Origin of the sequence: Fluctibacter halophilus, from assembly GCF_020687825.1 — a bacterium.
GTDB lineage: Bacteria > Pseudomonadota > Gammaproteobacteria > Enterobacterales > Alteromonadaceae > Fluctibacter > Fluctibacter halophilus.
This window is the reverse complement of sequence record NZ_JAJEWP010000001.1, coordinates 721,603-748,311: the sequence shown is the minus strand read 5'-3', so window position 1 is coordinate 748,311 and position 26,709 is coordinate 721,603. Positions and strand designations below refer to the sequence as shown.

The following is a 26,709-nucleotide window of genomic DNA, read 5'->3' as shown; positions in this document are numbered from 1 at the left end:
ACCATTGGCACAAACGTAGCGTCGCACCAAGGCGTGCATCAACTAGGTAGAAAACAACGGCGTATGAGTAACAAGCTTTTTATCAAAACCTGGGGTTGTCAGATGAACGAGTATGACTCGGAGAAAATGGCAGACCTGCTGGATTCAACCCACGGATTTCAATTGGCAGAAGCCGCCGAAGATGCCGACGTTATCCTGCTGAATACCTGTTCTATCCGGGAAAAAGCCCAGGAAAAAGTCTTCCACCAACTCGGACGCTGGAAAACGCTGAAACAAAAGAAACCCGAGTTGATCATCGGTGTCGGCGGTTGTGTCGCCTCTCAGGAAGGTGAAACAATCCGCCAGCGTGCGCCCTATGTCGATATCGTGTTTGGTCCCCAGACCCTGCACCGTCTGCCAGAAATGATCGGTCAGATCCGTGCCGGCGACAAAGCCGTGGTGGACGTATCCTTCCCTGAAATCGAAAAGTTTGACCGCTTGCCCCAGCCCCGAGCTGAGGGCCCAACCGCGTTTGTGTCTATCATGGAAGGTTGCTCCAAGTACTGTACATTCTGCGTGGTACCTTATACTCGCGGTGAAGAGGTCAGCCGTCCGGTCGACGATGTATTGTATGAAATCGCCCAACTGGCCGAACAAGGGGTGCGTGAGGTCAACCTGCTGGGCCAGAACGTGAACGCGTTTCGCGGTCCCCACCACGATGGTAGCGTGTGCACCTTTGCCGAATTACTCGAACTGGTCGCTTCCATCGACGGTATTGACCGGATCCGCTACACCACCAGCCATCCGGTCGAGTTCACCGACGACATCATTGATGCCTACGCGTCAATTCCTGAATTGGTTGATCACCTGCATCTGCCGGTACAAAGCGGTGCGGATCGTATCCTCAACCTGATGAAGCGTGGCCACACGGCACTGGAATATAAGTCGAAAATCCGTCGTCTTAAGAAAGTCAGACCTAACCTGTGTATGTCGTCGGATTTCATTATCGGATTCCCCGGTGAAACCGATGCCGATTTCGAAGCCACCATGGACCTGATCCAGGCCATCGACTTCGATCTGAGCTTCAGTTTTATCTACAGCGCTCGTCCGGGCACGCCCGCGGCTGACTTGCCTGACGATGTGTCAGAAGACACCAAAAAGCAGCGTTTGCAATTGTTGCAACAGCGACTGAATCAACAAGCCCAACGCATCGCACGAACGATGTTGGGCACCGAACAGCGGATTCTGGTGGAAGGCCCATCGAAGAAAAACCCGATGGAATTGTCCGGCAGAACGGAAAACAACCGTGTGGTCAATTTTGAAGGCACGCCTGACATGATCGGTGAGTTTGTCGATGTCACCATCACCGACGTGTTTACCAACTCATTGCGGGGTGATGTTGTGCGCCGTGAAGCTGACATGGGCCTGCGGGTCAGTGTGTCACCCAGCAGCATCTTGAACAAACAATCTGCAGACCAGCCCGACGCCATGGGTGTCAGCCAGTTTGTGCCGCAGTAATACAGGAGAGCATTGTAACTTGAGTACCCTTGTCAGTAGTGAAGTTCTGTTAGAGCCCGCCGACCACCGACGTTTGTCGAGCCTGTGCGGCCCGTTTGATGACAATATCAAGCAAATTGAGCGTCGTCTGGGGGTGGAAATCACCTACCGAGACAACCAGTTCAAAGTGATCGGTAAGTCACAGCAAACCAAAGGTGTGATTGAATTATTGCGCTTGTTGTACATCGAAACCCAACCGGTCAAAGGACGCATCCCGGAATTGGAACCTGAGCAGGTCCACCTGGCGATTCAGGAAGCCCGATGCCTGGAACAGGCTGAAGCGGGTCACTACGGCAAAGAAGTGCATATCAAGACCAAGCGTGGGGTGATCAAACCCCGCAACCCCAATCAGTCTCAGTATGTTGCCAACATCGTTAACCATGACATCAGTTTCGGTATCGGCCCTGCCGGAACCGGTAAAACCTACCTTGCAGTGGCTTGCGCCGTGGATGCCCTGGAGCGCCAGGAAATTCGTCGTATTCTGTTGACCCGTCCGGCCGTTGAAGCGGGCGAAAAACTGGGCTTTTTACCCGGCGATCTATCCCAGAAAGTGGATCCCTACCTGCGCCCACTGTACGACGCCCTGTTCGAGATGCTCGGCTTTGAAAAAGTTGAAAAACTGATGGAGCGAAACGTCATCGAAGTCGCCCCACTGGCGTACATGCGCGGACGAACTCTGAATGATGCGTTTATCATTCTGGATGAAAGCCAGAACACCACCACGGAACAGATGAAAATGTTTCTGACCCGGATTGGCTTCAATTCCAAAGCGGTGATCACCGGTGATATCACCCAGGTTGATTTGCCCCGTGGTGTGCGTTCTGGCCTGCGTCATGCCATCGAAGTGCTGGAAGATGTGCCGGACATTTCGTTCAATTTCTTCAACGCCAACGATGTGGTTCGACACCCGGTCGTGGCGCGTATCGTCAGAGCGTATGAAGAACACGATGCCGAGCAAGAAAAGCAGCGGGCGGCTAAACGTGCCGAGCAGCAAAATGGTAAACCTGCGGATGATGCGGCTTCATCGTGACCAATATTGTTGATATTCAGGTGGCCAGTTCGGCCACCGATTTACCTGACGAAGCGATGCTGCAACGTGCCATCGATACGGTGTTAAACCACCTCCACATGGCGGACAAAGAACTCACTATCCGCATCGTCGACGAGGCCGAAAGTCAAACCCTCAATCACACATACCGCGGTAAAGAATCGCCCACTAACGTGTTGTCATTTCCCTTTGAGGCACCTCCCGGCATAGAGTTACCACTGCTCGGAGATCTGGTTATCTGTGTACAGGTAGTTGAGCGGGAAGCCATCGAACAAAACAAGTCGAATGACGCACATTGGCAACATATGATCGTCCATGGCACCTTGCATTTACTGGGTTATGACCACATAAACGATGACGACGCCGATGTTATGGAAGCACTGGAAATTGAGGTGCTGGCAAAATTAGGCGTTGACGATCCCTACCAAGATCATTAAAGATAACGGTCCGAAGGAACCAAATAACCGACTATGAGCGACGACAACCCGCACTCTACGAACGGTTCTTCAGGCAAAAGCTGGTTGGACAAAATTGTCCAGAGCTTTTCCGGAGAACCGAGAAGCAAAGAAGAACTCGTTGAGGTCATCACAGAAGCGCAGCAGCGTGAGGTGATCGGCCCCGAAACCCGCGAGATGATCGAAGGCGTCATGGAAGTCAATGAAATGCGCGTTCGGGATATCATGATCCCCCGTGCGCAGATGATTACCATCGACATCAACCAACGGGTGGATGAATTCCTTCCCCTGATGCTGGACTCAGCACACTCCCGTTTTCCGGTCATCAGCGAAGACAAAGACCATATCGAAGGTATCCTGCTGGCAAAAGACTTGCTCGCGTACGCCTTCGACGAAGAAAAGACCTTCCTGCTAAAAGACATCCTGCGCCCTGCCGTGATCGTGCCCGAGAGTAAACGGGTCGATGTACTGCTCAAAGAATTCCGCCAACAACGCTACCACATGGCGATTGTTGTAGATGAGTACGGCGGTGTTTCCGGTCTGGTGACCATCGAAGACATCCTCGAACTGATTGTTGGCGAAATCGAAGACGAACATGATGTAGAGGAAAGCGGCACAGACGATATCCGTCCGCTCAACAAATACACTTACTCAGTGAAAGCGCTCACACCGTTGGAAGAGTTCAACAGCTTTTTTGAAACCCGCTTTGACACGGAAGAAGCTGACACCATCGGTGGCATCGTGCTCAAAGCATTCGGTCACATGCCTATGACCGATGAAGAGGTCAACATCGATGGGCTGGTGTTTAAAGTCACCAACTCCGACAAGCGGCGATTGCTGCAACTGAAGGTGACCCTGCCAGAAATGGAAAGCTAGTCAACGTGCGCTACGCCATCGCCTTATTGTGCGGGCTCAGCTTGACCCTGACGTTTGCGCCGTTTGGCCAATGGTATCTGATGCCAGTTGCTGTAGCGGTTATGCTGCTGCAACTGTCGCCTGAGCGCCCTCACGAGGCCAAATGGATCGGATTTCTGTTTGGGTTAGGCTGGTTTGGCGCCGGCATCTCATGGGTTCATGTCAGCATTGCAGATTTTGGTGGGCTCCCCCTCGCCGGTTCGCTGGGACTGATGGCGCTATTGTGCGCCTATCTCGCCTTGTTCCCCATGTTACTTTTCCACACCCTGGTCAAGCGGGTGGCTGTTCACCTATGGCCCAGTGCCCTACCGGTTTTATGGTTGCTGATGGAGTGGCTACGGAGTTGGCTGCTGACCGGATTTCCCTGGCTGTCTCTGGGATACAGTCAAATTAACAGCCCCTTGGCGGGTTGGGCGCCCCTGTTAGGTGAGACCGGACTGTCCGCATTGATTGTGGCGATGGCGATGGCCATGGCCCATGCTGTGCGCAACCGGCAGATCGTGCGTGCAGTGTTGTTCGCGCTGATACCCTTCGTGATCGGTATGGGGTTACAATCATTGCAATGGGTCAAACCCGACGCGAACACGGTCAGGGTTGCGATGGTACAGGGCAACATTGCCCAGTCGTTGCGCTGGGTGCCGGAGCAAGACCGTCCCACCATGGAAAAATACCTGTCAATGACGCAGTCACATTGGGACAGTGACCTGATCATCTGGCCCGAGGCCGCGATCCCCAAGCTGGAACCGGTTGCTCTGGACTTTCTGCAGCAGTTGGATGAGCAGGCGATAGCGCACCAAACCGGGCTGATCACCGGCATCGTCAACTACAATTTTGAGACCTATCAGGCCTATAACAATCTGTTGGCGCTGGGTGTTGACCAACAGAACAGCGAACAAAGTGGCTACTACTACCAGCACCCGAATCGCTACGCCAAACACCACTTATTGCCGATTGGCGAATTCATTCCGCTGGAGGACTGGTTGCGGGGTTTAGCGCCGATTTTTGATTTGCCCATGTCGTCGTTTTCCCGAGGCGACTATGTGCAGCCAAACCTGCATACCAACGGACTCAAGCTGGCGCCGGCCATCTGCTTTGAAATCGCGTTTCCGCGCCAAATCCGTGCCAACCTGAACGACGATACGGATGTGATCATTACGGTCAGCAATGACGCCTGGTTTGGACGCTCCCACGGCCCTGCTCAACATCTGGAGATCGCGCAAATGCGTGCCCTTGAATTGGGCATGCCGGTTTTACGTGCAACCAACAATGGGATCACCGCGGTGATCAACCATCAAGGTCGCATACAGAGTCGACTCGATCAGTTTGTCGCCGCCGTGCTGGAAGACGATGTACAATTAACCACAGGCACTACCCCATACAGACGATGGGGTGATACCCTGCCATGGGCCGTTTTTTGTGTGCTGTTGTTCATCGCATGGTCCAGACAGCACAACCGTTAGGGTTTGAATCGGGCACCTGAGCCCTTAAGCTGTGCATTCAGGACAACAAGGGAGACAACACCATGAAGATTCGTACGGGCATCGCACTGTTGAGTATATGCTGGGCAACCCTGACCCAAGCGGAAACCCTGGTGGTGACCGCAGATGCCTTATTGGATGTCAAATCCGGTAAACGCTTCAGTTCGCCCTTGCTGGTGATTGAAGACGGCGTGATACAGCGCATCGGTATGGGAAAGGACATTGCCATCCCAGACAATGCCCGCCGCCTCGACCTACCGGGTCATACGCTGTTGCCGGGCTTGATGGACATGCATGTTCACCTCACCATGGATGCCACGCTGCACGGTTACAAGCGACTGGCGGTGTCTGTGCCCCGCGCCACCATTACCGGTGTTAAACACGCAAAAGCCACGCTGATGGCCGGATTTACAACGGTCAGAAATGTTGGTGCAGGCGGCTTTTCTGACGTCGCGCTGCGGAATGCCATCAATGCAGGCGATGTGCCCGGCCCGCGCTTATTTGTGTCCGGCCCGGCGCTCGGTGTTACCGGCGGACATTGCGACAACAACCTGCTGACCTATGACCACCAGGTGACCAGCGAAGGGGTCGCAGATGGTCCTTGGGCGATCCGAGAAAAAATCCGTCGCAACATCAAATACGGTGCAGATCTGATCAAGTTCTGCGCCACCGGTGGCGTGCTGTCCAAAGGCACCAAAGTGGGCGCCCAGCAATACAGCCAGGAAGAAATGAATGCCCTGGTGGAAGAAGCGCACATGCGCGGTCTGACGGTGGCGGCCCATGCTCATGGCAACAGCGGTGTTAAAGCTGCCATTCGCGCCGGGGTTGACTCTGTTGAACATGCCAGTTTCCTGGATGACGAAGCCATTGCACTGGCCAAACAGCACGGTACCTATCTGTCGATGGACATTTACACCACAGAATACATTCTAGGCGAAGGTGAGAAGGCCGGTATCCTGGAAGAAAGCCTGGCCAAAGAACGGGTGGTCGGCAAAACCCAACGAGACAGTTTTCACAAGGCCGTGGATGCCGGCGTTAATATGGTGTTCGGCAGTGATGCCGGTGTCTATCCGCACGGTGATAACGGCAAGCAACTGTCGCGCATGGTGCAATTTGGTATGACCCCGCTGCAGGCATTGCAGGCGTCGACCATTAATGCTGCAACTTTACTCGGCCAGGAAAAGTCACTGGGCAGTCTGGAAGTGGGAAAAATGGCTGACATTATCAGCGTCAAAGGCGATCCCTTGCAGGACATCAGCCTGCTGGAAAACGTCAATACAGTGATTAAAGATGGCAAGATCTATAAATCGATGCCTTAGTGTACTGCTCTGCTTGCCTTTGGTCGGTACGTTATTGCTGACCACTGGCGCAGCGACAGCCAAACCAACCATGCTGGTCGCGGCCGACAATGCACCGCCCTACCACAGTTATGACGACAACGGACAGGCGCGAGGCTTACTGGTGGAGTTTGCCCAGGAATGGGCGGCAGATTTTTCGCCGCGGTTTGTGCAATGCCCCTGGGCCCGGTGCCTTAAACTGGTGGCCAGTGGTGAAGCGGACGTGTTGCTGTGGATCACCCGCACCGAAGAGCGTGAAGTCGACTTTGTCTTTCTGGACCCCCCCATATCCTATGAGGACATTACCCTTACCCTGGTGTTAAAAGCCAACAGCCCGGATATTACCTCCCCTGAAGACTTTGACGGCAAGGTCATTGGCATGTTGCGCGGAGCGAGCTTTTCCTTACCCATACTGGCTGACATTCCGCCCGAAAACCTGATCAGAGCGGTCAGTGACGAGCAGTTGCTGCAATGGTTGCTGGCCGACAAAGTCGACGCCATCGTCTCCGCCCAGCAGGTGTTCGAACATATGCACAAGGGAGTGATTGATGCTCAGAAACTGTATTATGCCAGCTACCAGATCACAGGAAACGAGCCTTCCTACATCGCCATTTCCCGCCACTCACCACTGTTGCAGTACCGTGAGCTGCTTGAGAGCCGGATACAAAAACTCAGGGGCAAGTGGCAACAAAAATTACTCACCGCCCCCACTGCGCCGTAGCGTTAGCCTTTGCCTTTGGTGCGGGTTTTTCTTGCCGTCGCATTGGCTGCGTTGGCAGCAATAAAATCGATGATCATCCCTGCGACGTCCTTATTGGTGGCATTTTCAATGCCCTCCAGACCCGGTGAGGAGTTCACTTCCATCACCACCGGCCCGGCGTTGGATCGCAAAATATCCACACCACACATGTTCAAGCCCATGGTCTTGGCTGCATCCACTGCGGTTTTGCGCTCCTGGGGGGTCAATCGCACCAGACTGGCAGAACCACCACGGTGCAAGTTAGAGCGAAACTCTCCTGGCGGAGCCTGACGCTTCATCGCGGCAACCACTTTGCCGCCCACTACCAGGCAACGAATATCACTACCACCGGCTTCCTTGATGAATTCCTGTACCAGAATACTGGCATTCAAACCCATGAACGCTTCGATGATGGCCTCCGCCGATTTTTTGGTATCAGCCAGTACCACACCGATCCCCTGGGTGCCTTCAAGCAACTTGATCACCACGGGCGCACCACCGACATTTTTGATCAAGTCATCGATTTTATCCGGATGGTTGGCAAAGCCGGTACGTGGCATACCGATCCCTTTCCGGGACAGCAATTGCAACGAGCGTAACTTGTCACGGGAGCGGCTGATAGCAACTGACTCGTTGATACTAAAGGTGCCCATCATTTCAAACTGACGTACAACGGCAGTACCGTAAAACGTCACCGACGCCCCAATCCGGGGAATGATAGCATCGTATTTCGGCAGCGCTTTACCTTTGTAACGAACCGACGGTCTGGCCGACGTGATATCCATGTAACAGTGCATGGTATCGATGACATCAACTTCGTGGCCTTTTTTCTCTCCGGCTTCCACCAGACGCCGCGTTGAATATAAGCGGGGGTTGCGTGAGAGGATGGCGATACGCATAAATTATCCTTGCTTAATAGTGTTTAAGACGCGCAAATACGCGCAATGATTAATGAATTATGATGAAACAGACGGTGATTGAGCTTTTTTGCCCAGCAGATATTCGGCGCCGGGGTCTACTACCAGGCGCCCTTCCATGGCCTGTCGTCCCAATAACATAAGGTAGGTCATTTCTGACCGATCTGTTAGGGTCAACTGAATGGTCCACTTTAACCCGGCCATGATAATGGTGGTATCAATGACGTAGCGTCGCTCGCGGGTCGCAGTGGAACTTTTGACCTTACGAATATCTTTAACCCGGGCTTCTCGTCGAACAATCTCCGCCACATTATGGATATCCGGGTGAATGTCGAAACTGACCCACAACTTGCCGTCCCGCTCAAATTCTTCCAGATTGTCCACGTGCAGTGAGGAGGTTGCCGCACCGGTATCGACACGAATGTGCAATCCTTCAATCGCCAGGTCCGGCAGGTTACACACCTCCAACGCACCGACGACAGCTTTATTTTCAAATGTTTGCATACGGGTTCTCTTTGCTTAAACCGTAATGGTTGGATCATCAGGAACCAGATCGTCCTGTAACTGGTTAACGCTCTGTGCCACTGAATCGGGCTTGCGAAAATAGGCCAGATGATAAATGGCTTCGCCTTCCTGCGTCAGTGGAATGTTTTGTTTGCCGATAACAACACCTTCTTCAGGACTGGTCACTGTGCCAACGATATCACCGTAAGGATCGGCAATGGTGGCCAGCACGTCGCCTTTCATGACGTGGTCGCCCAGATGGGCTTTGTGAAAGATAAACCCGCTTTCATTGGCGCGGATCCAGCCACTCTCCCGGGCGACAAAATGTTTAATACGACGTTTCGCTTTGGTCTTATTGAGCATGCCGATATGTCGCATCACATTGATGATGCCTTTTACCCCGGCGCGGATCGAAAATTCATCGTAACGCAACGCCTGGCCGGCCTCATATAACAGCATTTTTGCTCCTTGATCGGCTGCAACCTGACGCAAAGAGCCATCGCGCAAATCCGAGTTCAGTAACACCGGTATGCCAAACGCTTGGGCCATTTCCAGGGTTTGTTCATCATCCAGGTTGGCGCGAATTTGCGGCAGATTGCTGCGATGAATGGCGCCGGTGTGCAAATCAATCCCAAAGTCGCTTTTGGCGACAATTTCTTTGAGAAACAGGTTAGCGATGCGTCCCGCCAGAGAGCCTTTTTTGCTGCCAGGGAAACTGCGGTTTAAATCCCGCCGATCCGGCAGGTAGCGGCTTTGACTGACCACCCCGTAAACGTTCACCATGGGCACCGCAATCAGTGTGCCACGCAAGGTTTTGATACTACGGCTTTTGATCAGGCGTCCAATGATCTCAATGCCATTGAGTTCATCACCGTGTATCGCGGCACACACGAACAACGTCGGGCCTGGTCGTCGGCCCCGTTGCACATACACCGGAATGGACATGCTGGTATCGGTATACAACGGCGGCATTTCAAGGTGAACCTTACGGGTTTCACCTACGGCGATCGACTCTCCACCGATGATAAAGTCGCTCATGGGGAACTAGAATCCATTAGTAATTGATTTTATTGGCAAACATAGAATTTAGCAGAAGTTTGAGCGAACCGGTAACGAAAAAAACCGGCAGACGACCTGCCGGTGTATAAACGCACTCCTTTGCGGCTTACTCCATGCTGGAAATCGACTAGCGTGGCAGAACCGGGGCTCGTGAAAAACGTGCCCTGAATTTTTCCACCGGGGTCAGAACGATGGCATTCCCTATCAGCACCAATACAAAACCAAACACGGTATTGGGATGCCATTCAAACCCCTCAAACAGTGTACTGAGGACAACCGCCACCACCGGGAACAACACGATGGTATAGCTGGCCTGGGCGGGTCCGATGTCTTTCAGCAACAGGAAGTAACTGGCAAAGGCGATCACCGTGCCAAACACCGACAGATAACCCAGTGACAACAGGTACGCGGGTTGCCAGTCAACGATAAATGCGGCACCGGATATCAGCGCATACAACGCTAAACCGATGGCGCCATACAACATGCCCCAGGCGTTGCCGACAAACACACTGATACCGCGGTTAGAATTGCGCACACTGGCCATGTTACCCAGCGAAGCCACCAACGTGCCGCCCAGTGCCAATAGCAAGCCGGTCAGTGCACCAGAGGACAGGTCGAACGCCGCAACGTCATGCCAGAACAACGCAATGATACCGGCAATACCGAGACTTGCTCCAATGGCTGTACGAGGCGCGATGGGCTTACCGAAGAACAACCGCGTATTGATAATGTTCATGATCAACAAGGTGGAAAAGGCTATCGATGTCATCGCTGAGGTCAGATAGCCTTGCGCCCAATACAGGATCAGGTAGTTAAACCCGAAGTTACAACAGGCCAGCAACAGGAAATAACTGTGATCCAGCCAGCCACAGCGCATGTCCATCCCCCGCCACCAGCAAAACAGCCACATCAGCGCCGCCGCGCCGGCAAACCGGTACACCAGTGAGACTTCAGGTGCAACAACGCCCAGCTGATATTCAATCGCCAGCCAGGTTGATCCCCAGATCAGTACCGTAATGACATACAGGACACCCGTTCTCATTGCTATTTCCCGTGGATAATCGATACGTTAAAATAACTCGATTTTTGAACACATAACATATACAGTTTTATTCAAATTTAACCTACACAGTTTTATTATGCCTTCAACGCCGGAAACCTACCTGTATCAGCGCGTCATCACCCTGATCCGGGCCATGCATAGTGACGGTCGCTTACGCCCCGGCGACAAACTGCCCTCCCTGCGCAGCCTGTCACAGTCGTTGGCCGTGAGTGTGCCGACCATTAAACAGGCTTACCTGGAGTTAGAGCGACAAGGCGTGATCGAGGCCCGCCCCCAATCCGGCTACTACCTCAAACCTCAGGACACACCCAGTGGTCTGCCCCTCAAGGCCAGAGCCATGCGCAAACCCACCGCCGTCAGCCGCCAGCAATTGATTGAACAGGTTTATCAAGCCATCCATTTGCCCCAGAACCTGTCGTTAGGTGTGGCGAACCCGGTGGCGGCAAAACCACCCACCAAAGCGTTAAACCGAACTGTAAGACGGGTATTGACCATGGCGGGAGACAAGGCCCTGAACTACGGTCCCATGAGCGGCTATGAACCGCTAAAACGGCTGTTGGCATGGCGCTACATGGAACAGGGTATCAATGTGGCGCCGGATGACGTTGTGATCACCAATGGCGCCCAGGAGGCCATCAGCATCGCCCTGCAATCGGTGGCCAAACCGGGCGACGTTATTGCGGTGGAGTCGCCATGCTATTTTGGTGTATTGGAGTTGATTGAACGTCTCGGTATGCTGGCATTGGAGATCCCGTTGTGTGCGCAAAAGGGCCTGGCCCTGGACGACGTGAAGAAAGCCATCAGCAAGCATCCGGTCAAAGCCTGTGTGTTTTCCACCACCATCGCCAATCCATTGGGATGTCGGCTGCAGGATAGCGAAAAAGCCGATTTGGTTGCGCTGCTTGAAGCGCGTAACATCGCGCTGATTGAAGACGATGTGTATGGTGATTTGTATTTTGGTGAACAGCGCGGCATCCCTTGCCAGGCGTTCAGCAAAAAAGGCCTGGTACTGACCTGTGCTTCGTTTTCCAAAACAGCCGCGCCCAGTTACCGGATAGGTTGGCTGGTAGCGCCCGGCTTTCGCGATCTGGCAACCCGCACCAAACGGGCGCTGTCCTGTTCGTCACCGTTGATCAACCAGTGGACCCTGACCGAGTTTATCCAAAGTGGTGAGTACGACAGGTACCTGAAACTGTTACGTCAGGTACTGCTGACTAACCGGGACCGGATGCTGGGCCTGATCGGGCGTCACTTTCCCGATGATGTGCGGGTCACCCTGCCACAGGGAGGTACAGTGTTGTGGCTTGAGCTCAGCGGTGAGCTCGATGGCGCGCAATTGTTCCAGCAGGCTCTGGAGCACAACATCAGCATCACACCTGGCAGCCTGTTTTCCCCGTCATCCCGGTATCAGCACTGTATTCGGCTGAGCTATGGGTTGCCCTGGCACCAACGCATCGAAGACGGTATCGAAACCCTTGGACGGTTATGTCACACCCCCTGATGTCTGCAGGAATTTGCGCAGCCTGCGAGTCGACGACAAAAAAAACCACTTTAGCGTTAAACCGCCCTCGCGATGGCGATGCCTGTTATACTGCGCCGATTTATTCACTGCACGTTGCCTTTTTGGAATTGAACTGCCCGTTATGAATCGATTGATCTATGCCCTTGCCCTGCTTTTCGCCCTGGTGTCACCCACGCAGGCGGAAACCCTGTATTGGGCCTCTAAAACCATGCTTTCATTGCAGCAGTCCAAAGCCGATATATTTGATCTGCCCGGCAGCACGTTTCGCTTACTGGCCACCGACTGGCCGGGCATGGAAGTGGTGATCATTACCGCTAATACGGTGCGGGCCGAGCAATTGCTACGTAAACGTGACGATGTGTGCACCGGCAACAAGCTCATCACCGAGGCCCGCAAGAACGATTTTCTGGTATCAGAGCTACCACAAACGGTGTTCCCCGGTCAGCGACTGTATGTTCGTGGTACTGCACTTACCCAATGGCTGAGTGACCAGCCACAACAAACCGAATTGAGTCTGCAATCGTTGCTTTCAAGCGGCATCAGGATGACCTTCGGGGTAAACAGTGACCGTTCATACGGCGACCGCGTGGACAGCCTCCTCAACACCTTGGATGACAACATCACCTTGTGGTCCCGACCCGGTGACGGGAACTCCAGAGGACTGGTGGACATGTTTCTGGCCGGTCGGGTCGATGCCATGCTGGAATACCCGACAGTGTTTCACCATTACAAGAAACTGTACCCCGACGTTGACCAGCTGACCCAACACAGCCGTGCCATCAGCGAATTACCCGAAGTAGCCGGTGGCTATATCATGTGCAGCAAGACCGACAAGGGCAAACAACTGATGGCCGCAATCAATGCTCGCCTGAAGATCCTGTCACAACAACGCCGTTACCTGGACGTGCACCTCGACTGGTTCCCTTCTGCCCTGCACAGCGACATCGTTGACTACTACAATCACTACTACGGCACCCACTTTGCCCTGTAAACCTTTATCGTACGCATGCCAGATCTGGCCAAGGGACGCTGAGAAACATTCGAAATGAGTGTTACGAGCGAGCAGTGGACCTTCGAACGTAGTCATGGTTGTATCCACTCCCTGTGTTGCAGCAGTCATTAAATTCTGCCTACGAAGAATCGTCATCCTCGCGCACGACTGCATGGATGCAGGAGGTAGAGCGACTCAGGAGACAAAGCCGAGGCGAGGACCTCCCTGGCTGTTATCGTAGAGTCAAACAGAGCGACTTTTTGTAGCTTCGTATTTCAAATAGCTGCAATCTCTGCCACAAAACTTCTCGCTTTCACGCAGTCAAATTCTCGCTTTGCACAGGTCAAACCATTTTAATCGTCTGATTTATATCAGGATTTGTTTCCAAGCCTTTATTTACGGGGACCTATATAAACCCCGGTTCTCGCTTTTCCCAACCCTAAAGCGGGTAGTAAGCCTGGTAAAGTTGCCTATCTCGTTGTTAGTATTTGATAAAATAATACACACTGCGAGTACAGGCATGGCGCAAAACTGGGCATACCGCGAATTCGCAGTAATACACTGTTATGTGAACAAATAGTATGAGCGAGTCTGTAGTTAAGGAAGTGCTAATCAAGGCAGTAAAAGAGCTAGAAGAATCTGGCGATATTGTTGTGGTTAATACTATTGAAAACGCAGTAGCGAATAAGCTGCACGAAGTCGTTAAAAAAGTTTCGCCAAATATGCTTACTGCTCAAGAACTCGGCGGTATTATCAGTGCGTTGAATGCTCACAATTTAGGGTTTGGTTTAGATGACAATGATTTTCAAACTATCATTGGCCTCACCAAAGAAGAGCTTAAAATTGCGGCTAGTAAACTAAAGGTGGCTGAGTGGTAAATCACATAACAAGCAAAGGCAGCATCGCCCTGCGGGCTGGACGCGCTAACGCGCGCCGCTGCTTTGGGCGTTAACGGTCTGCTATCCACTCAAAGCCCCCATTCACTTTTGCTTTAACCACCGTCCACTACTGGCACATAGCTAACACTCACCTTCATTGCATATTCAGAGCTTTACTGCCCGCTCTAGCGAAGTTCAGCAGCTAGCCAGTACAGCAAGGTGGCAGCCGAGACAGGAGGTCGAGGCAGTACCGAAGATGGGGGATTCATTTTTGGGTGCGGTGACACCTTGCCTGGCGAGCTGTTGAACGTTTTTCGCGATACGGGCTGCGGGGAGTCCAGAGGGTGAAGCGCGGTTGCGTTAGCAACGAGGGGAGACTTAAGGTCACGCCGAGAGGGCTGAACGACTGACCGTGGAAGGTCAGGCTGGACATTACGCCATGGATGGATTGATACTTTGCATTCACTGCGCCCTCTGGTCGCTGTCGGCGACCCGACATAAAAGTCCACTACTGGCACAAAACATCCTGAACTATTAATCTCGAAAGGTGAGGCGCTTCCATTCACAGCTAAACAAACGTCGTTGTTGACAATCTTTCTGCGATTAATTCGACCATTCGGGCCGACTTTTTGCGCTGGTCTGTAAAGACATTTCGGCACATCCTGACGGTCATGAATTACCCATTGTCTCCCAGCCCTATGTCAAACACACCGATTGTCTTTCTGTCCCACGGCGGCGGACCCATGCCGGTGCTCGGCGATCCAACCCACCAGCAGCTGATTGAGCAGCTGCGCACTTTGCCGACCCGACTGCCCCGTCCCAGACGCATTCTTGTGATCAGCGCCCACTGGGAAGCCAGCCCGGTGAAAGTCACCACACAGCGCCTTCCCGGGCTGTATTATGACTATCACGGATTCCCACCCGAGTCCTATCAATTGGCGTATCCGGTAAACGGCGATCCTGACTGGGCTGCCAATATCATCGAGACCCTGGCACAACGGGGCATTGATGCACAGGCAGAGCAACAACGTGGACTGGATCACGGTGTGTTCGTGCCGTTGATGCTGATGTACCCAGAGGCCGATATTCCGTGTCTGCAGCTGTCCCTGCATCCGTCATTGGACAGTGAGCTGCACATGGCCATCGGTGTCGCGTTGCGTTCGGTCGTGTCACCCGACACACTGGTGATCGGTTCGGGCTTCAGTTTTCATAACATGGCGGAATTTTTCCGTCCCACCGAACAAGGCCAGCACAGCAACCTGGCATTTGAGCAATGGCTGGAGGATACCCTCACCGGTTCATTGGGTGAAGAGCGTCGCCAACAAGCCTTGAACGATTGGCAGCAAGCGCCTGGGGCACGGTTTTGTCACCCACGGGAAGAGCACCTGATCCCGCTGATGGTATGTTACGGTATCGCCGGTCGGGGCGCAGATATGGCGCTACAGTGTGAGGTGTTGGGAAAGCGCGCCAGCCAGTTTGTGTGGCGCTAACATGAACACACCGCCCCGCTTGAGCGCGCGGCGGTGTTTGTACGATCAGATATAATCGACGTTAATGATTTCGAATTCCACCGTACCACCCGGCGTTTGAATATTCACCACATCGTCCAGCTCTTTACCAATCAGCCCCCTGGCAATCGGGGAGTTAATCGAAATCAGGTTTTGCTTGATGTCTGCTTCATCATCACCCACGATGCGATAGGCCGTTTCTTCGTCGGTTTCAACGTTCAGCAAGGTTACCGTGGCACCAAAAATCACTTTGCCGTTATTGGGCATTTTGGTCACGTCAATGATTTGCGCGTTGGACAGTTTGCCTTCGATGTCCTGAATGCGTCCCTCACAGAAACTTTGCTGTTCCCGCGCCGCATGATATTCGGCGTTCTCTTTCAGATCACCGTGTTCACGGGCTTCAGCAATGGCCTCAATGATTTTCGGCCGCTTAACGGATTTCAATTCATGTAATTCGGCGCGCAGCAATTCTGCCCCGCGCGCGGTCATCGGGTATTGACTCATGGAATACTCACTATGGTTTCGTCAATCAGGTGGCGCGACACGCTCGGCCGCGCAAATAAAAAGTGCGCTTGTTGACCAGGATATTACCGGCCTAAAAGCGCACTTTAGCAGAAATTGTCGAATTCGCAAAAGCCCCTGCGGGGCTTCGGTTACATTCCGACCCGTTGATGCAGTTCCTGAACCGACGTCACCCGCGCCCTGTCCTCTGCTTCCTGGGCATTGATGGTCGCGAACGCGGCGTTCATTGTGGTCGTGTAAGTAACCTTGTTGAGCAGTGCCTCACGACGTATGTACACCGAGTCTGTGATGGCCTGACGACCTTCGGTGGTGTTCACAATGTAACAATACTCACCGTTTTTAATCGCATCGACAATGTTGGGCCGTCCTTCAGACAGCTTGTTCACCACGCTGCACACCACACCCGCATCGTTTAGCACCTGAGCCGTGCCTTTGGTCGCTTCCAGCTCAAAGCCTTTCGCCAGCATGGCTTTACCCAGCTCAATCACACGGGACTTGTCTGTATGGCGTACCGACAACAAGGCTTTCCCACGCGCTGGGATGGGCTGACCGGCGCCCAGATTGGCTTTGGCATAGGCCTCTTCAAAACTGTCACCCACACCCATCACCTCGCCGGTAGAGCGCATTTCCGGACCCAGTAACGGGTCAACACCCTGGAACTTGGCAAACGGCAACACCACTTCCTTGACCGAGTAAAACGGCGGAATGATTTCCTTGCTAACCCCTTGCGAGGCCAACGACTGTCCGGCCATTACGCGGGCCGCTATTTTGGCCAATGGTAGTCCGGTCGCCTTGGACACAAACGGTACCGTACGGGCGGCACGAGGATTGACCTCAATCAGGTAAACTTCGCCGTCTTTGACCGCGAACTGGGTATTCATCAACCCGACTACGCCCAGCTCAAGGGCCATGGCTTTGACCTGTTCACGCATCACGTCCTGAATGGCAGGGCTGAGTGAATACGGCGGCAATGAGCAGGCAGAGTCACCTGAGTGAACACCGGCTTGCTCAATGTGCTCCATGATCCCGCCAATGAGGACATCTTTGCCGTCACAGATGGCGTCAACGTCAACCTCGATGGCATCGTCCAGGAAACGATCCAGCAACACCGGAGACTCATTGGACACTTTCACCGCGTCATTCAGATAACGCTTCAGATCTTTCAGGTCGTAAACGATTTCCATCGCCCGGCCACCCAGTACATAGGATGGACGCACAACCAAGGGGAACCCGATGGCGTCGGCTTTGGCAAGCGCCTCTTCCATGTTGCTGACCGTGGCGTTCTCTGGCTGCTTGAGTTTCAGCTTGTGAACCATTTGCTGGAATCGTTCACGATCCTCGGCCTGGTCAATGGCATCCGGTGATGTACCGATGATCGGCACGCCGGCATCTGCCAGTGCATTGGCCAGCTTCAAGGGTGTTTGGCCACCGTATTGGACGATGACGCCTTTGGGTTGTTCTACCCGCACAATCTCAAGAACGTCTTCCAGGGTCACCGGCTCGAAGTACAAGCGGTCGGAGGTGTCGTAGTCGGTGGAAACGGTTTCAGGGTTACAGTTAACCATGATGGTTTCGTAACCGTCCTCACGCATCGCAAGGGCGGCATGTACACAGCAGTAATCAAACTCGATACCTTGTCCGATACGGTTTGGACCACCACCCAGCACCATGATTTTGTCTTTGCTGCTTGGTGCCGCTTCACACTCTTCGTCATAGCTGGAATACATGTAAGCGGTACTGGTGGCAAATTCCGCCGCACAGGTATCGACCCGCTTGTAAACCGGATGAATGTTCATTTCACGACGACGAGCGCGTACCTCGGCTTCTTTGCTGTTGGTCAGTTGCGCAATGCGCGCGTCAGCAAAGCCTTTGCGTTTCAACGTGGTCATCAGGTCATGGTCGATGTTTGATAACCCGGTAATGGTCATTTTCTGTTCCAGCAGGATCAGTTCTTCCAATTGCACCAGGAACCAGCGATCGATGTTGGTCAGCTCGAACACTTCATCAACCGTCATCCCCAGGCGGAATGCATCACCGATGTACCAGATACGCTCGGCGCCCGGCTCTCGCAGCTCACGAATGATCCGGTTCTTACATTCTGGTTCATTGATATCAATGATGGGATCCAGACCGTTGGCGCCCAACTCAAGACCGCGCAATGCTTTTTGCAACGACTCCTGCTGGTTTCTGCCAATTGCCATCACCTCACCCACCGACTTCATCTGGGTGGTCAGACGGTCGTTGGCACCGGCAAACTTTTCAAAGTTAAAACGAGGAATTTTGGTCACTACGTAGTCGATGGCCGGCTCGAAAGACGCAGGCGTGAGTCCGCCGGTAATGTCATTGGCCAGCTCATCCAGGGTGTAGCCCACAGCCAGCTTGGCGGCAACTTTGGCAATCGGGAAGCCGGTGGCCTTGGAGGCCAACGCTGAAGAGCGCGATACCCGTGGGTTCATCTCGATAATGACCATCCGACCTGTTTCGGGGTCAACACCAAACTGTACGTTTGAGCCGCCGGTTTCAACACCGATCTCGCGCAATACTGCCATGGCGGCATTCCGCATGATCTGGAATTCTTTGTCAGTCAGGGTCTGTGCAGGGGCAACCGTGATAGAGTCACCGGTGTGCACGCCCATAGGATCAAAGTTTTCAATCGTACAGACAATGATGCAGTTGTCGTTCTTGTCACGCACCACTTCCATTTCATACTCTTTCCAACCAATCAATGACTCGTCAATCAGCAGTTCATTGGTTGGGGACAAGTCCAGACCCCGTCGGCAGACTTCCTCAAATTCTTCAACGTTGTAGGCAATACCACCACCGGTGCCGCCCATGGTAAACGAGGGGCGAATGATGCACGGGAAGCCGATGCGGCTGAGTACGTCGTGCGCTTGTTCCATGCTGTGAGCAATCTCGGCACGGGGACATTCCAGACCGATGGATTTCATCGCTTTATCAAAGCGTTCACGGTCTTCCGCTTTGTCGATTGCATCGGCGGTTGCGCCAATCATCTCGACGCCGAATTCCTGCAAGACACCATGCTTGTTGAGGTCCAGTGCACAGTTCAGTGCAGTTTGCCCGCCCATGGTGGGTAGAATCGCATCAGGACGCTCTTTTTCGATGATCTTCTTCACCACTTCCCAGTGGATTGGCTCGATGTAGGTTGCATCGGCCATTTCCGGATCGGTCATAATGGTGGCGGGATTGGAGTTGACCAGAATGACCCGGTACCCCTCTTCGCGCAGCGCTTTACAGGCTTGTGCGCCAGAATAGTCAAACTCACAGGCCTGGCCGATGACGATCGGCCCAGCGCCGAGGATTAGAATGCTGTTAATGTCGGTACGTTTTGGCATAGTGTTCGGTTCTCGTCTGGGTCGTCTATTGGGCGTTCTTTCGGGCTTCAATCAGTTCGATAAAGTGGTCGAACAGTGGTGCCGCATCATGAGGACCAGGACTTGCTTCCGGGTGTCCCTGGAAACTGAAGGCCGGTTTATCTTTGCGGTGGATGCCCTGCAATGATTGATCGAACAAAGACACATGGGTCACTTCCAGGTTGTCCGGTAAACCGTCTTCGTCGACGGCAAAACCGTGGTTCTGGCTGGTGATCATAACCACGTCGCGCTGCAAATCTTTGACCGGGTGATTGGCACCGTGGTGACCGAACTTCATCTTGACCGTTTTGGCACCACTGGCCAATGCCAGCAACTGGTGCCCCAGACAAATCCCGAAGGTGGGTAAATCGTAATCCAGCAAGGTGCGAATCGCATCAATGGCATAGTCACAGGGTTCAGGGTCACCCGGGCCGTTGGACAGGAAGATGCCGTCCGGGTTCATCGCCAGCACATCGGCGGCCGGCGTAGTGGCAGGTACGACGGTCAGACGACAACCGCGGTCAACCAACATGCGCAGGATGTTGTGTTTGGCGCCGAAATCATAGGCAACCACATGGTGAGGCAGCTCGCTTTGTTCGGTCTGGTAGCCTTCACCCAATACCCAACTGCCGTCGTTCCAGTTGTGGATGGTTTGGGTGGTAACTTCTTTGGCCAAATCCATGCCTTTCAATCCGGGAAACCCTTTCGCTTCCGCCAGCGCTTTAGCTTCATCCAGATCCACATTGGCCAGAATACAGCCGTTCTGCGCACCTTTATCACGCAGAATCCGGGTCAGGCGTCGTGTATCGATGTCCGCGATGCCAAGAATGTTGTTCTGTTTAAGGTAGTCGGAGAGAGATAGTTGATTTCTGAAGTTACTGGCGATCAGTGGAAGGTCACGAATGATTAGGCCTTTTGCCCAGATATGGTGTGATTCGGTGTCTTCGCTGTTGGTACCGGTGTTACCAATATGAGGATAAGTTAAGGTAACGATTTGTTCAGCGTAAGAGGGGTCAGTGAGAATCTCCTGATAACCGGTCATTGAAGTATTAAACACCACTTCGCCGACAGACATACCAGAAGCACCAATGGCGGTGCCGTAGAAAACAGAGCCGTCTTCTAACACCAAAAGGGCGGAATTAGCCAAGTCAACCTCCAAAATAAGGACAACCCAAGAGCTTTTGGCCCGCAAAACGCCAAAAACCCTACAAAAAACGGGTTGTAAATAATTGATTTACATCCCGTTTACCGTCTTTGCAGCTAATAAACTTGCAAACCAGCGCGCTGATTCGCAAAATTTTGGCAAATTCGCAACACTATATACGAAAACGCGCTATCCGTCCAGCCGAAGGCAACATTTCTTTGAGTAAACTAATGAAAATGGACCATTGGGTTAATTTTTCGTGAAAACACCGTAAAAATCGCTATTTAATCCGGGGATGCGGCGACCCTTCTCAACGTCCTGTCAATCCCAACACGTCCGCCATGGCGTACAAACCCGGTGGTTGCTTCACCACCCACTTGGCCGCCGCCAGTGCCCCATTGGCAAAGGTAAGACGACTGGACGCTTTGTGAGTGATTTCCAGTCGCTCACCAATATCGGCAAACAATGCTGTGTGCTCGCCAACCACGTCACCCGCCCGGACGGTGGCAAAGCCAATGGTTTGCTGATCCCGTTCACCGGTGTCCCCTTCCCGACCATACACTGCGCAGGTACTCAGATCCCGGTTCAGCGTGTCGGCGATCGCCTCACCAATTGCCATCGCCGTGCCTGACGGTGCATCTTTCTTGTGGCGATGATGGGCCTCAATGATTTCGATGTCAGCGCTGTGTCCCATGACCCGGGCCGCTTCCTGCACCAGGTTCAGCATCAGGTTGACCCCGACACTGTAGTTTGCCGCAAACACAATAGGAATGTGCCGTGCTGCATCGGCCAGGCGTTGTTTCTGCGTCTCAGACAGCCCGGTGGTACCGATCACCATAGGACAGTGACTCTTTTCACACGCCTGGACATTGTCGAGCATCGCGTCCACCAGGGTAAAGTCAATCACCACATCGGTATCCGGCAACACATCCTGCAGGGCACCGACCGTCGGTGAGCCAATTGCACCAATTCCTGCCAGCTCGCCGCAATCGACACCGAGAAACGGTGATGTGGGCCTGACAACCCCGGCTTGCAGCAACGCATCCTTGTCCTGCTGACAGGCTTCGATCAGCACCCGTCCCATCCGTCCATTGGCCCCTGTAATCACCATTTTTGTCATGTTATCCACCTGAAAAGCATCTGATGCTGGCAGTTTGCCTTAACTCAACGCCGATGCCAACGCCGATTAGTTGTTGGGATACTGGCGCAATCCCTTGCCAAGTGCTAGAAATGTAAAGAGGTTGTTGGTCACGTGACCACGCCGTTTGGGATGTCACCGGATCACTCTGGTGTGGGACAGGATGCCACCCATCATCCGCCCATACCGGAGGGTATATGACGTATAAACCAACGGCATACCGACGCTCTTTGTGTGCCGTTATGTTGCTGGCCTGCTTGTGGTACACACCGGGTCATGCACAACCAACGCTGGCCCAGCAAGCCGCGCAATTCACCTGGATCATGGAAGAATACCCGCCCTATCATTACACCCAGGATGGCGTTCCTCAGGGGTACGCCGTTGACGTGCTGCACGCCTTGTTTGAGTCCCACGGTGAACAGTTTCCGGCCAAACGACTGGTCGTCTATCCGTGGGCCCGGGCCTACCATACCTTGCGCAATGACCCCAAGGCGGTGGTGATGTCAATGGCACTCACGCCCGAGCGAGCCAGCCAGTTTCGCTTTGTCGGCCCGTTGGTTTCGTCACGTATATCACTGGTCGCCAAAGCCAATGTGCGTTTACCCCAAAGCCATACGACCCAAATAAACCGCTTTCGGGTGGGTGTCGTCCGCGATGACATTGGCGAAATTCAGTTATTGCAACAATCGCTGCCATTTCACAACATTGTCAGGGTCAACGATGCAGAGCAACTGATTGCGCTGCTGCTGCGCGACCGTGTTGATGCCATCGCCTATGCTGAAGATGTGGTACTGTTCAGCATACGACAACATTCGCCGATGTCTGGACCGCTACACGTCCTGCAACCGTTAGGCAGCAATGATTTGCACTTTGCATTTCACCTTCAGGCCCCGGATGGGTTTGTTACCCAACTACAGGCCAGGCTGGATCTGTTGTCACGTAATCAAACCCTGTTGCGGTTGAAAAACAAGCACCATCTGGAAGACGCTGCGCAGTTAAATGCGTTCAAATAATGGCGGCGGTTTATCGACTGTGTGAACCATCACACCCCATATCCCTTTCACACGATTGTCGAATGGTTTACTCTCCTCCCCCAGAATCAACCTGTGAGGATCACTTCAATGACAGCATCTGTCGCATTTATCGGCCTTGGCGTGATGGGTTATCCAATGGCGGGCCATCTTGCCAACGGTGGGTACACGGTAACGGTATACAACCGAACCACTGAAAAAGCCAAACGCTGGGCCGAGCAGTATTCAGGTCGCTGGGCAGCAACCCCTGCAGAGGCTGCACAAAACGCTGACATCGTATTTGCCTGTGTCGGCAACGACGATGACTTACGCGCAGTGACCCTCGGTGAGCATGGCGCCTTTGCGACCATGAAACCGGGCAGCATTTTTGTTGATCACACCACCACCTCTGCCACGGTCGCCAAAGAGCTGGCAGCCGTCGCCGCAAAAATCAATGTGGCGTTTTTAGATGCCCCGGTTTCAGGTGGTCAGGCCGGCGCCGAGAACGGCGCTCTGACGGTGATGCTTGGCGGAGAACAAGCGGCCTATGAAGCGATTGGCCCGGCATTGAATTGTTTTGCCAAAATGCATCGCTTACTTGGCCCGGTAGGTGCGGGGCAAACGGCCAAAATGGTCAATCAGATATGCATTGCCGGTGTTGTGCAGGGATTGGCAGAAGCGTTACATTTTGCCACCCACAATGGTCTGGATGCCAATGCCGTTGTGGATGTGATTTCCAAAGGTGCAGCCCAATCCTGGCAAATGGAGAACCGCGCCCATACCATGGTCGAAGGGCAGTTTGATTTTGGTTTTGCGGTCGACTGGATGCGCAAGGATTTGGGCATTGTACTAGATCAAGCCAAGGCCAGTGGCTGCCACCTGCCCCTCACCGCGTTGGTCGATCAATTCTACAGCCAGGTACAATCCATGGGTGGTGGCCGTTGGGATACCTCAAGCCTGATTGCACTGCTCAATCGCCAAAACTGACTGGTGTAATCGACCACTTGACTGGTTATCCTGGCCACAAATGCACAATTTGTGGCCTACCCACTGCTTGAATAAATTATTTTTTATAATAATTTCAAAGAGATAAAAGATTGGCCCGAAGCCTGCAACACCGATGCTTTTTAGCAGGAATACCCACTATGACAAACAGAACCTTGACCCTCTCCAGTATGCTATTGATCAGCTCACTCCTTGGCGGCTGTGTCGTTCACATCGGTGGATCCGGCGAAGGGGTCAGCACACTGCTGGGCAATGTCGATGTCAGTGAAGGTAAACAGGTCGGGCACATTTCCACTGTTAATGGCAGCATCGAGCTTGCAAACAACGTTACTGCCACCGATATCAGCACCGTCAACGGCAGTATAGACATGGGTGAACACGTCACCGTCGGCACCGCATCAACCGTCAACGGGGATATCGAAGCAGGCACGGGTCTGCTCAGCAAGGGGGCGCTGACCACCGTCAACGGTGACATTGAGCTTGAAGCACCGTCAACCCTTCAGGGGGATGTGGAAACCGTCAACGGAGACATCAACTTACCGGACAGTACGGTGTCAGGCAACGTTATCACCACCTCTGGAGACATCACGCTGACCGGAAGCACCGCGATTGCGCAGGACATCGTGTATGAACGCCCACGGGGTAAATCCTGGCTGTGGCATTCAGATGACAAGCCCGTGTTGTCAATTTCAAAAGGCGTCCTCGTCAACGGTCGTATTGTGTTACACCGCCCCGTTGATGTGCGCATTGAAGACCCGGCAATGCAGGACAAGGTTGAAATCCATTACCACAGTGGCGAGTGATCGCCAGTCCACCACTGTTCCCGCCTTGCTTATAGGGCGGGAAACCCGCTTCAAAGACCTGTTAACACGTTTTTTTACCCAACCCCTTGCAAGGGTATAATTTTTACCGCATGATACTGACAGCCGTAACAAGGAATGAATCCCATGCACACTGAAGACGTTGTTCAGGCCCCCGAACTGCTACTCAAAACCTGGGTATGGATGGTTACCCAATCTGATGACGAGCAAATCATTGCTCATGCAGCACGCTGTTTGTTGCGTGAATTTGGTTCAGAGCAACGGGTGCAGCAATTTATCGAAAGTCTCAGTCACTGAGTTTTGAGGTAGGCGATCAAGGCCTGTTTATCCTCATCACTTAGTGTTACACCAAATTCATGGCCCTGGTTGCTGTTGCCTCGCAGGCGCGTATCGTACAAGGTACCTGCCCGTTTTGCCTGCTCTCCCTGGCTGACAAACCCGACCCGTTGTGGATCAAAGAGATCATAGCCACGATAAAACGTCTGTGGCCGCTCGGATGCGGGTTGCAGCAAGTCCCATAGCGTTGGCACACTGCCATTGTGTAAATACGGTGCCCGTAGCCAGATACCATCGAGGTGCACGGCGACGTAGCCAATCAGAGTCTCTTCAACCAGACCTTTGCGCTGTAACCCCATGTCTTCAACAATTCGATTAGCGGCAATCGCCGCCTGCTTGTTCCAGGTCTCCAGTCGTGCCGCACTGGTGCCGATCTCAGCCAACGGCACAGGCGTTCCGGTACGTTCGCTGGCATGACAGCTGGCACAATTTTGATTGAACACCTGCTCACCAGCCTGCACTTGTTGGTTGTCCACGGCCAACGGGTATGGCGGCGCTTTGACGTTACGCAAGTAGTCATGCAACCAATCAACCTGGGCGAGAAAATCATCTTCATCGTGCGGTTCTGCGCCCAGTAAACCCAGTGCCGAATCCATGATCACTGAGTAAGCATCATGGGTTGCCCCGTCCCAGTTCATGACGCGACCCGGTGCATCGTATTTCTGCAGGTTCCAAATCGACGGCATGTCTGTCGGCCCAAACGTGTCGTCCATGGGCTCGCCGATCATGAAGTACTTGGTCAGGTTCATGGCATCATCCCTGCCCCGTCCCCAATCGGGGAAGTCATGTCGGTAGATCCAGGCAAACTGCGCTTCTCGTTCCAATAAGCGCTTTTTGGTGATGGGAATTAATACAAAGCGATAGATCAGCGTTTCCACAAAAGACAGTTCATGCACCATGGCAATCTCTGCCAGCAAGTTGTCGGGGTTAAACCTTGGGTCCTTGGCACAATCAATGATGAATTTAAAAAAGCCTTCAATGTTTGCCGTGTGGCCTGCACCCGCCACAGCAAAGCGGGTGGAACTGTCGGCAAACAAGCGATATTGGGTGGTATGACACACGGCACAGTTGTTCCCGACCCGCTCAAAGCCAATGGTCTTTTTAACAAACCCGACCGGCAATTCTTTACCTTCTTCCCAGGGTACGCCCAACGCTGCATAACCACCGTTTCCCGGCAAGTATTCAGGAAACATGCGTGGTAGCACCACAAAGATCCAATAAGGAATGCCAGCGTCGTGTTCGCCCCCTATGGAACCGTACTTAAACCGCGAGGTATTGGACTCAAACACCCAATCAGGTTGCGGATAAACGCGAAAAAATTGCTGCCAGGTGAAGACGCCACCGATCAGCACAACGACCAGCAATACTGCAATCCATTTGTACCACTTTGACGTTTTTTTCATAACACCTCC

24 protein-coding genes are annotated in these 26,709 nt (G+C 53.2%); 15 read left to right on the top strand and 9 right to left on the bottom strand.

Translation table 11 applies throughout. The annotated features are described in order from the left end of the window. Positions 1–63 precede the first annotated feature (63 nt). The 7 genes from miaB (at position 64) to LJ739_RS03455 (ending at position 7,490) form a co-directional block, all read left to right on the top strand. Positions 64–1,497, top strand: coding sequence for a tRNA (N6-isopentenyl adenosine(37)-C2)-methylthiotransferase MiaB (gene miaB / locus LJ739_RS03485; RefSeq protein WP_229157209.1), 1,434 nt, complete (start codon positions 64–66; stop codon positions 1,495–1,497). A gap of 19 nt (positions 1,498–1,516) precedes the next feature. Further along, complete coding sequence (locus LJ739_RS03480; RefSeq protein WP_229157208.1) at positions 1,517–2,566, top strand: PhoH family protein; 1,050 nt, start codon at positions 1,517–1,519, stop codon at positions 2,564–2,566. After that, a complete protein-coding gene (gene ybeY, locus LJ739_RS03475; protein ID WP_229157207.1) occupies positions 2,563–3,021 on the top strand; it encodes an rRNA maturation RNase YbeY in 459 nt (152 codons plus the stop codon). The genes LJ739_RS03480 and ybeY overlap by 4 nt, the downstream gene beginning before the upstream one ends. A 33-nt stretch (positions 3,022–3,054) precedes the next feature. Beyond that, positions 3,055–3,915 (top strand): CNNM family magnesium/cobalt transport protein CorC, encoded by an 861-nt coding sequence (corC, locus tag LJ739_RS03470; protein ID WP_229157206.1) that lies wholly within the window; start codon positions 3,055–3,057, stop codon positions 3,913–3,915. 5 nt (positions 3,916–3,920) lie between these two features. Further along, entirely contained in the window at positions 3,921–5,414 is a 1,494-nt protein-coding gene (gene lnt, locus LJ739_RS03465; RefSeq protein ID WP_229157205.1) for an apolipoprotein N-acyltransferase, read from the top strand. Between the two features lie 62 nt (positions 5,415–5,476). Continuing rightward, positions 5,477–6,751, top strand: coding sequence for a Xaa-Pro dipeptidase (locus LJ739_RS03460; protein WP_229157204.1), 1,275 nt, complete (start codon positions 5,477–5,479; stop codon positions 6,749–6,751). After that, complete coding sequence (locus tag LJ739_RS03455) at positions 6,723–7,490, top strand: substrate-binding periplasmic protein (RefSeq protein WP_229157203.1); 768 nt, start codon at positions 6,723–6,725, stop codon at positions 7,488–7,490. Before LJ739_RS03460 ends, LJ739_RS03455 begins: the two co-directional genes overlap by 29 nt. A gap of 2 nt (positions 7,491–7,492) precedes the next feature. On the opposite strand, the gene rimK is transcribed toward LJ739_RS03455, so the two are convergent. The 4 genes from rimK to LJ739_RS03435 all read right to left on the bottom strand — a co-directional run bounded on the left by rimK (position 7,493) and on the right by LJ739_RS03435 (position 11,030). Beyond that, positions 7,493–8,407: a 30S ribosomal protein S6--L-glutamate ligase gene (gene rimK / locus LJ739_RS03450; protein WP_229157202.1), complete on the bottom strand. Its 915-nt coding sequence runs from the start codon at positions 8,405–8,407 to the stop codon at positions 7,493–7,495. A gap of 57 nt (positions 8,408–8,464) precedes the next feature. Further along, on the bottom strand, positions 8,465–8,929 hold the full coding sequence (locus LJ739_RS03445) for an ATP-dependent zinc protease family protein (RefSeq protein ID WP_229157201.1): 465 nt from the start codon (positions 8,927–8,929) through the stop codon (positions 8,465–8,467). 15 nt (positions 8,930–8,944) lie between these two features. After that, complete coding sequence (locus tag LJ739_RS03440; protein WP_229157200.1) at positions 8,945–9,967, bottom strand: succinylglutamate desuccinylase/aspartoacylase family protein; 1,023 nt, start codon at positions 9,965–9,967, stop codon at positions 8,945–8,947. Between the two features lie 148 nt (positions 9,968–10,115). Further along, positions 10,116–11,030, bottom strand: a complete 915-nt coding sequence (locus LJ739_RS03435) for a DMT family transporter (protein WP_229157199.1) — start codon at positions 11,028–11,030, stop codon at positions 10,116–10,118. 97 nt (positions 11,031–11,127) lie between these two features. On the opposite strand from LJ739_RS03435, the gene LJ739_RS03430 reads away from it, so the two are divergent. The 4 genes from LJ739_RS03430 (at position 11,128) to LJ739_RS03415 (ending at position 15,932) form a co-directional block, all read left to right on the top strand. After that, positions 11,128–12,552, top strand: coding sequence for an aminotransferase-like domain-containing protein (locus LJ739_RS03430; protein WP_229157198.1), 1,425 nt, complete (start codon positions 11,128–11,130; stop codon positions 12,550–12,552). Positions 12,553–12,694: 142 nt separating this feature from the next. Further along, positions 12,695–13,564 carry a hypothetical protein gene (locus tag LJ739_RS03425; RefSeq protein ID WP_229157197.1) on the top strand — a complete coding sequence of 290 codons (870 nt, stop codon included), beginning with the start codon at positions 12,695–12,697 and terminating at the stop codon, positions 13,562–13,564. A gap of 581 nt (positions 13,565–14,145) precedes the next feature. Further along, entirely contained in the window at positions 14,146–14,442 is a 297-nt protein-coding gene (locus tag LJ739_RS03420) for a hypothetical protein (RefSeq protein WP_229157196.1), read from the top strand. A 671-nt stretch (positions 14,443–15,113) separates the two neighbouring features. Beyond that, a complete protein-coding gene (locus tag LJ739_RS03415; protein ID WP_229157195.1) occupies positions 15,114–15,932 on the top strand; it encodes a DODA-type extradiol aromatic ring-opening family dioxygenase in 819 nt (272 codons plus the stop codon). A gap of 45 nt (positions 15,933–15,977) precedes the next feature. On the opposite strand, the gene greA is transcribed toward LJ739_RS03415, so the two are convergent. From greA to dapB, 4 genes are all read right to left on the bottom strand, one after another. Further along, complete coding sequence (gene greA / locus LJ739_RS03410; protein ID WP_229157194.1) at positions 15,978–16,454, bottom strand: transcription elongation factor GreA; 477 nt, start codon at positions 16,452–16,454, stop codon at positions 15,978–15,980. A 149-nt stretch (positions 16,455–16,603) separates the two neighbouring features. Further along, positions 16,604–19,825, bottom strand: coding sequence for a carbamoyl-phosphate synthase large subunit (carB, locus tag LJ739_RS03405; RefSeq protein WP_229157193.1), 3,222 nt, complete (start codon positions 19,823–19,825; stop codon positions 16,604–16,606). A gap of 25 nt (positions 19,826–19,850) precedes the next feature. Then, positions 19,851–20,990, bottom strand: coding sequence for a glutamine-hydrolyzing carbamoyl-phosphate synthase small subunit (gene carA, locus LJ739_RS03400; protein WP_229157192.1), 1,140 nt, complete (start codon positions 20,988–20,990; stop codon positions 19,851–19,853). Between the two features lie 307 nt (positions 20,991–21,297). Next, entirely contained in the window at positions 21,298–22,107 is an 810-nt protein-coding gene (gene dapB, locus LJ739_RS03395; RefSeq protein ID WP_229157191.1) for a 4-hydroxy-tetrahydrodipicolinate reductase, read from the bottom strand. A 215-nt stretch (positions 22,108–22,322) separates the two neighbouring features. Between dapB and LJ739_RS03390 the strand changes: the two genes are divergently transcribed. The 4 genes from LJ739_RS03390 (at position 22,323) to LJ739_RS03375 (ending at position 25,258) form a co-directional block, all read left to right on the top strand. Continuing rightward, the gene (locus LJ739_RS03390; protein WP_229157190.1) at positions 22,323–23,138 is read left to right on the top strand and encodes a substrate-binding periplasmic protein; all 816 of its coding nucleotides are present in this window, start codon (positions 22,323–22,325) and stop codon (positions 23,136–23,138) included. A gap of 108 nt (positions 23,139–23,246) precedes the next feature. Beyond that, positions 23,247–24,122, top strand: a complete 876-nt coding sequence (locus tag LJ739_RS03385; protein WP_229157189.1) for an NAD(P)-dependent oxidoreductase — start codon at positions 23,247–23,249, stop codon at positions 24,120–24,122. A 158-nt stretch (positions 24,123–24,280) separates the two neighbouring features. Beyond that, positions 24,281–24,943, top strand: coding sequence for a DUF4097 family beta strand repeat-containing protein (locus LJ739_RS03380; RefSeq protein WP_229157188.1), 663 nt, complete (start codon positions 24,281–24,283; stop codon positions 24,941–24,943). Between the two features lie 144 nt (positions 24,944–25,087). Then, positions 25,088–25,258 carry a hypothetical protein gene (locus tag LJ739_RS03375; protein WP_229157187.1) on the top strand — a complete coding sequence of 57 codons (171 nt, stop codon included), beginning with the start codon at positions 25,088–25,090 and terminating at the stop codon, positions 25,256–25,258. On the opposite strand, the gene LJ739_RS03370 is transcribed toward LJ739_RS03375, so the two are convergent. Further along, the gene (locus tag LJ739_RS03370) at positions 25,252–26,700 is read right to left on the bottom strand and encodes a c-type cytochrome (protein ID WP_229157186.1); all 1,449 of its coding nucleotides are present in this window, start codon (positions 26,698–26,700) and stop codon (positions 25,252–25,254) included. The two genes, LJ739_RS03375 and LJ739_RS03370, sit on opposite strands and share 7 nt — an antisense overlap. Between the last annotated feature and the right edge of the window lie 9 nt (positions 26,701–26,709).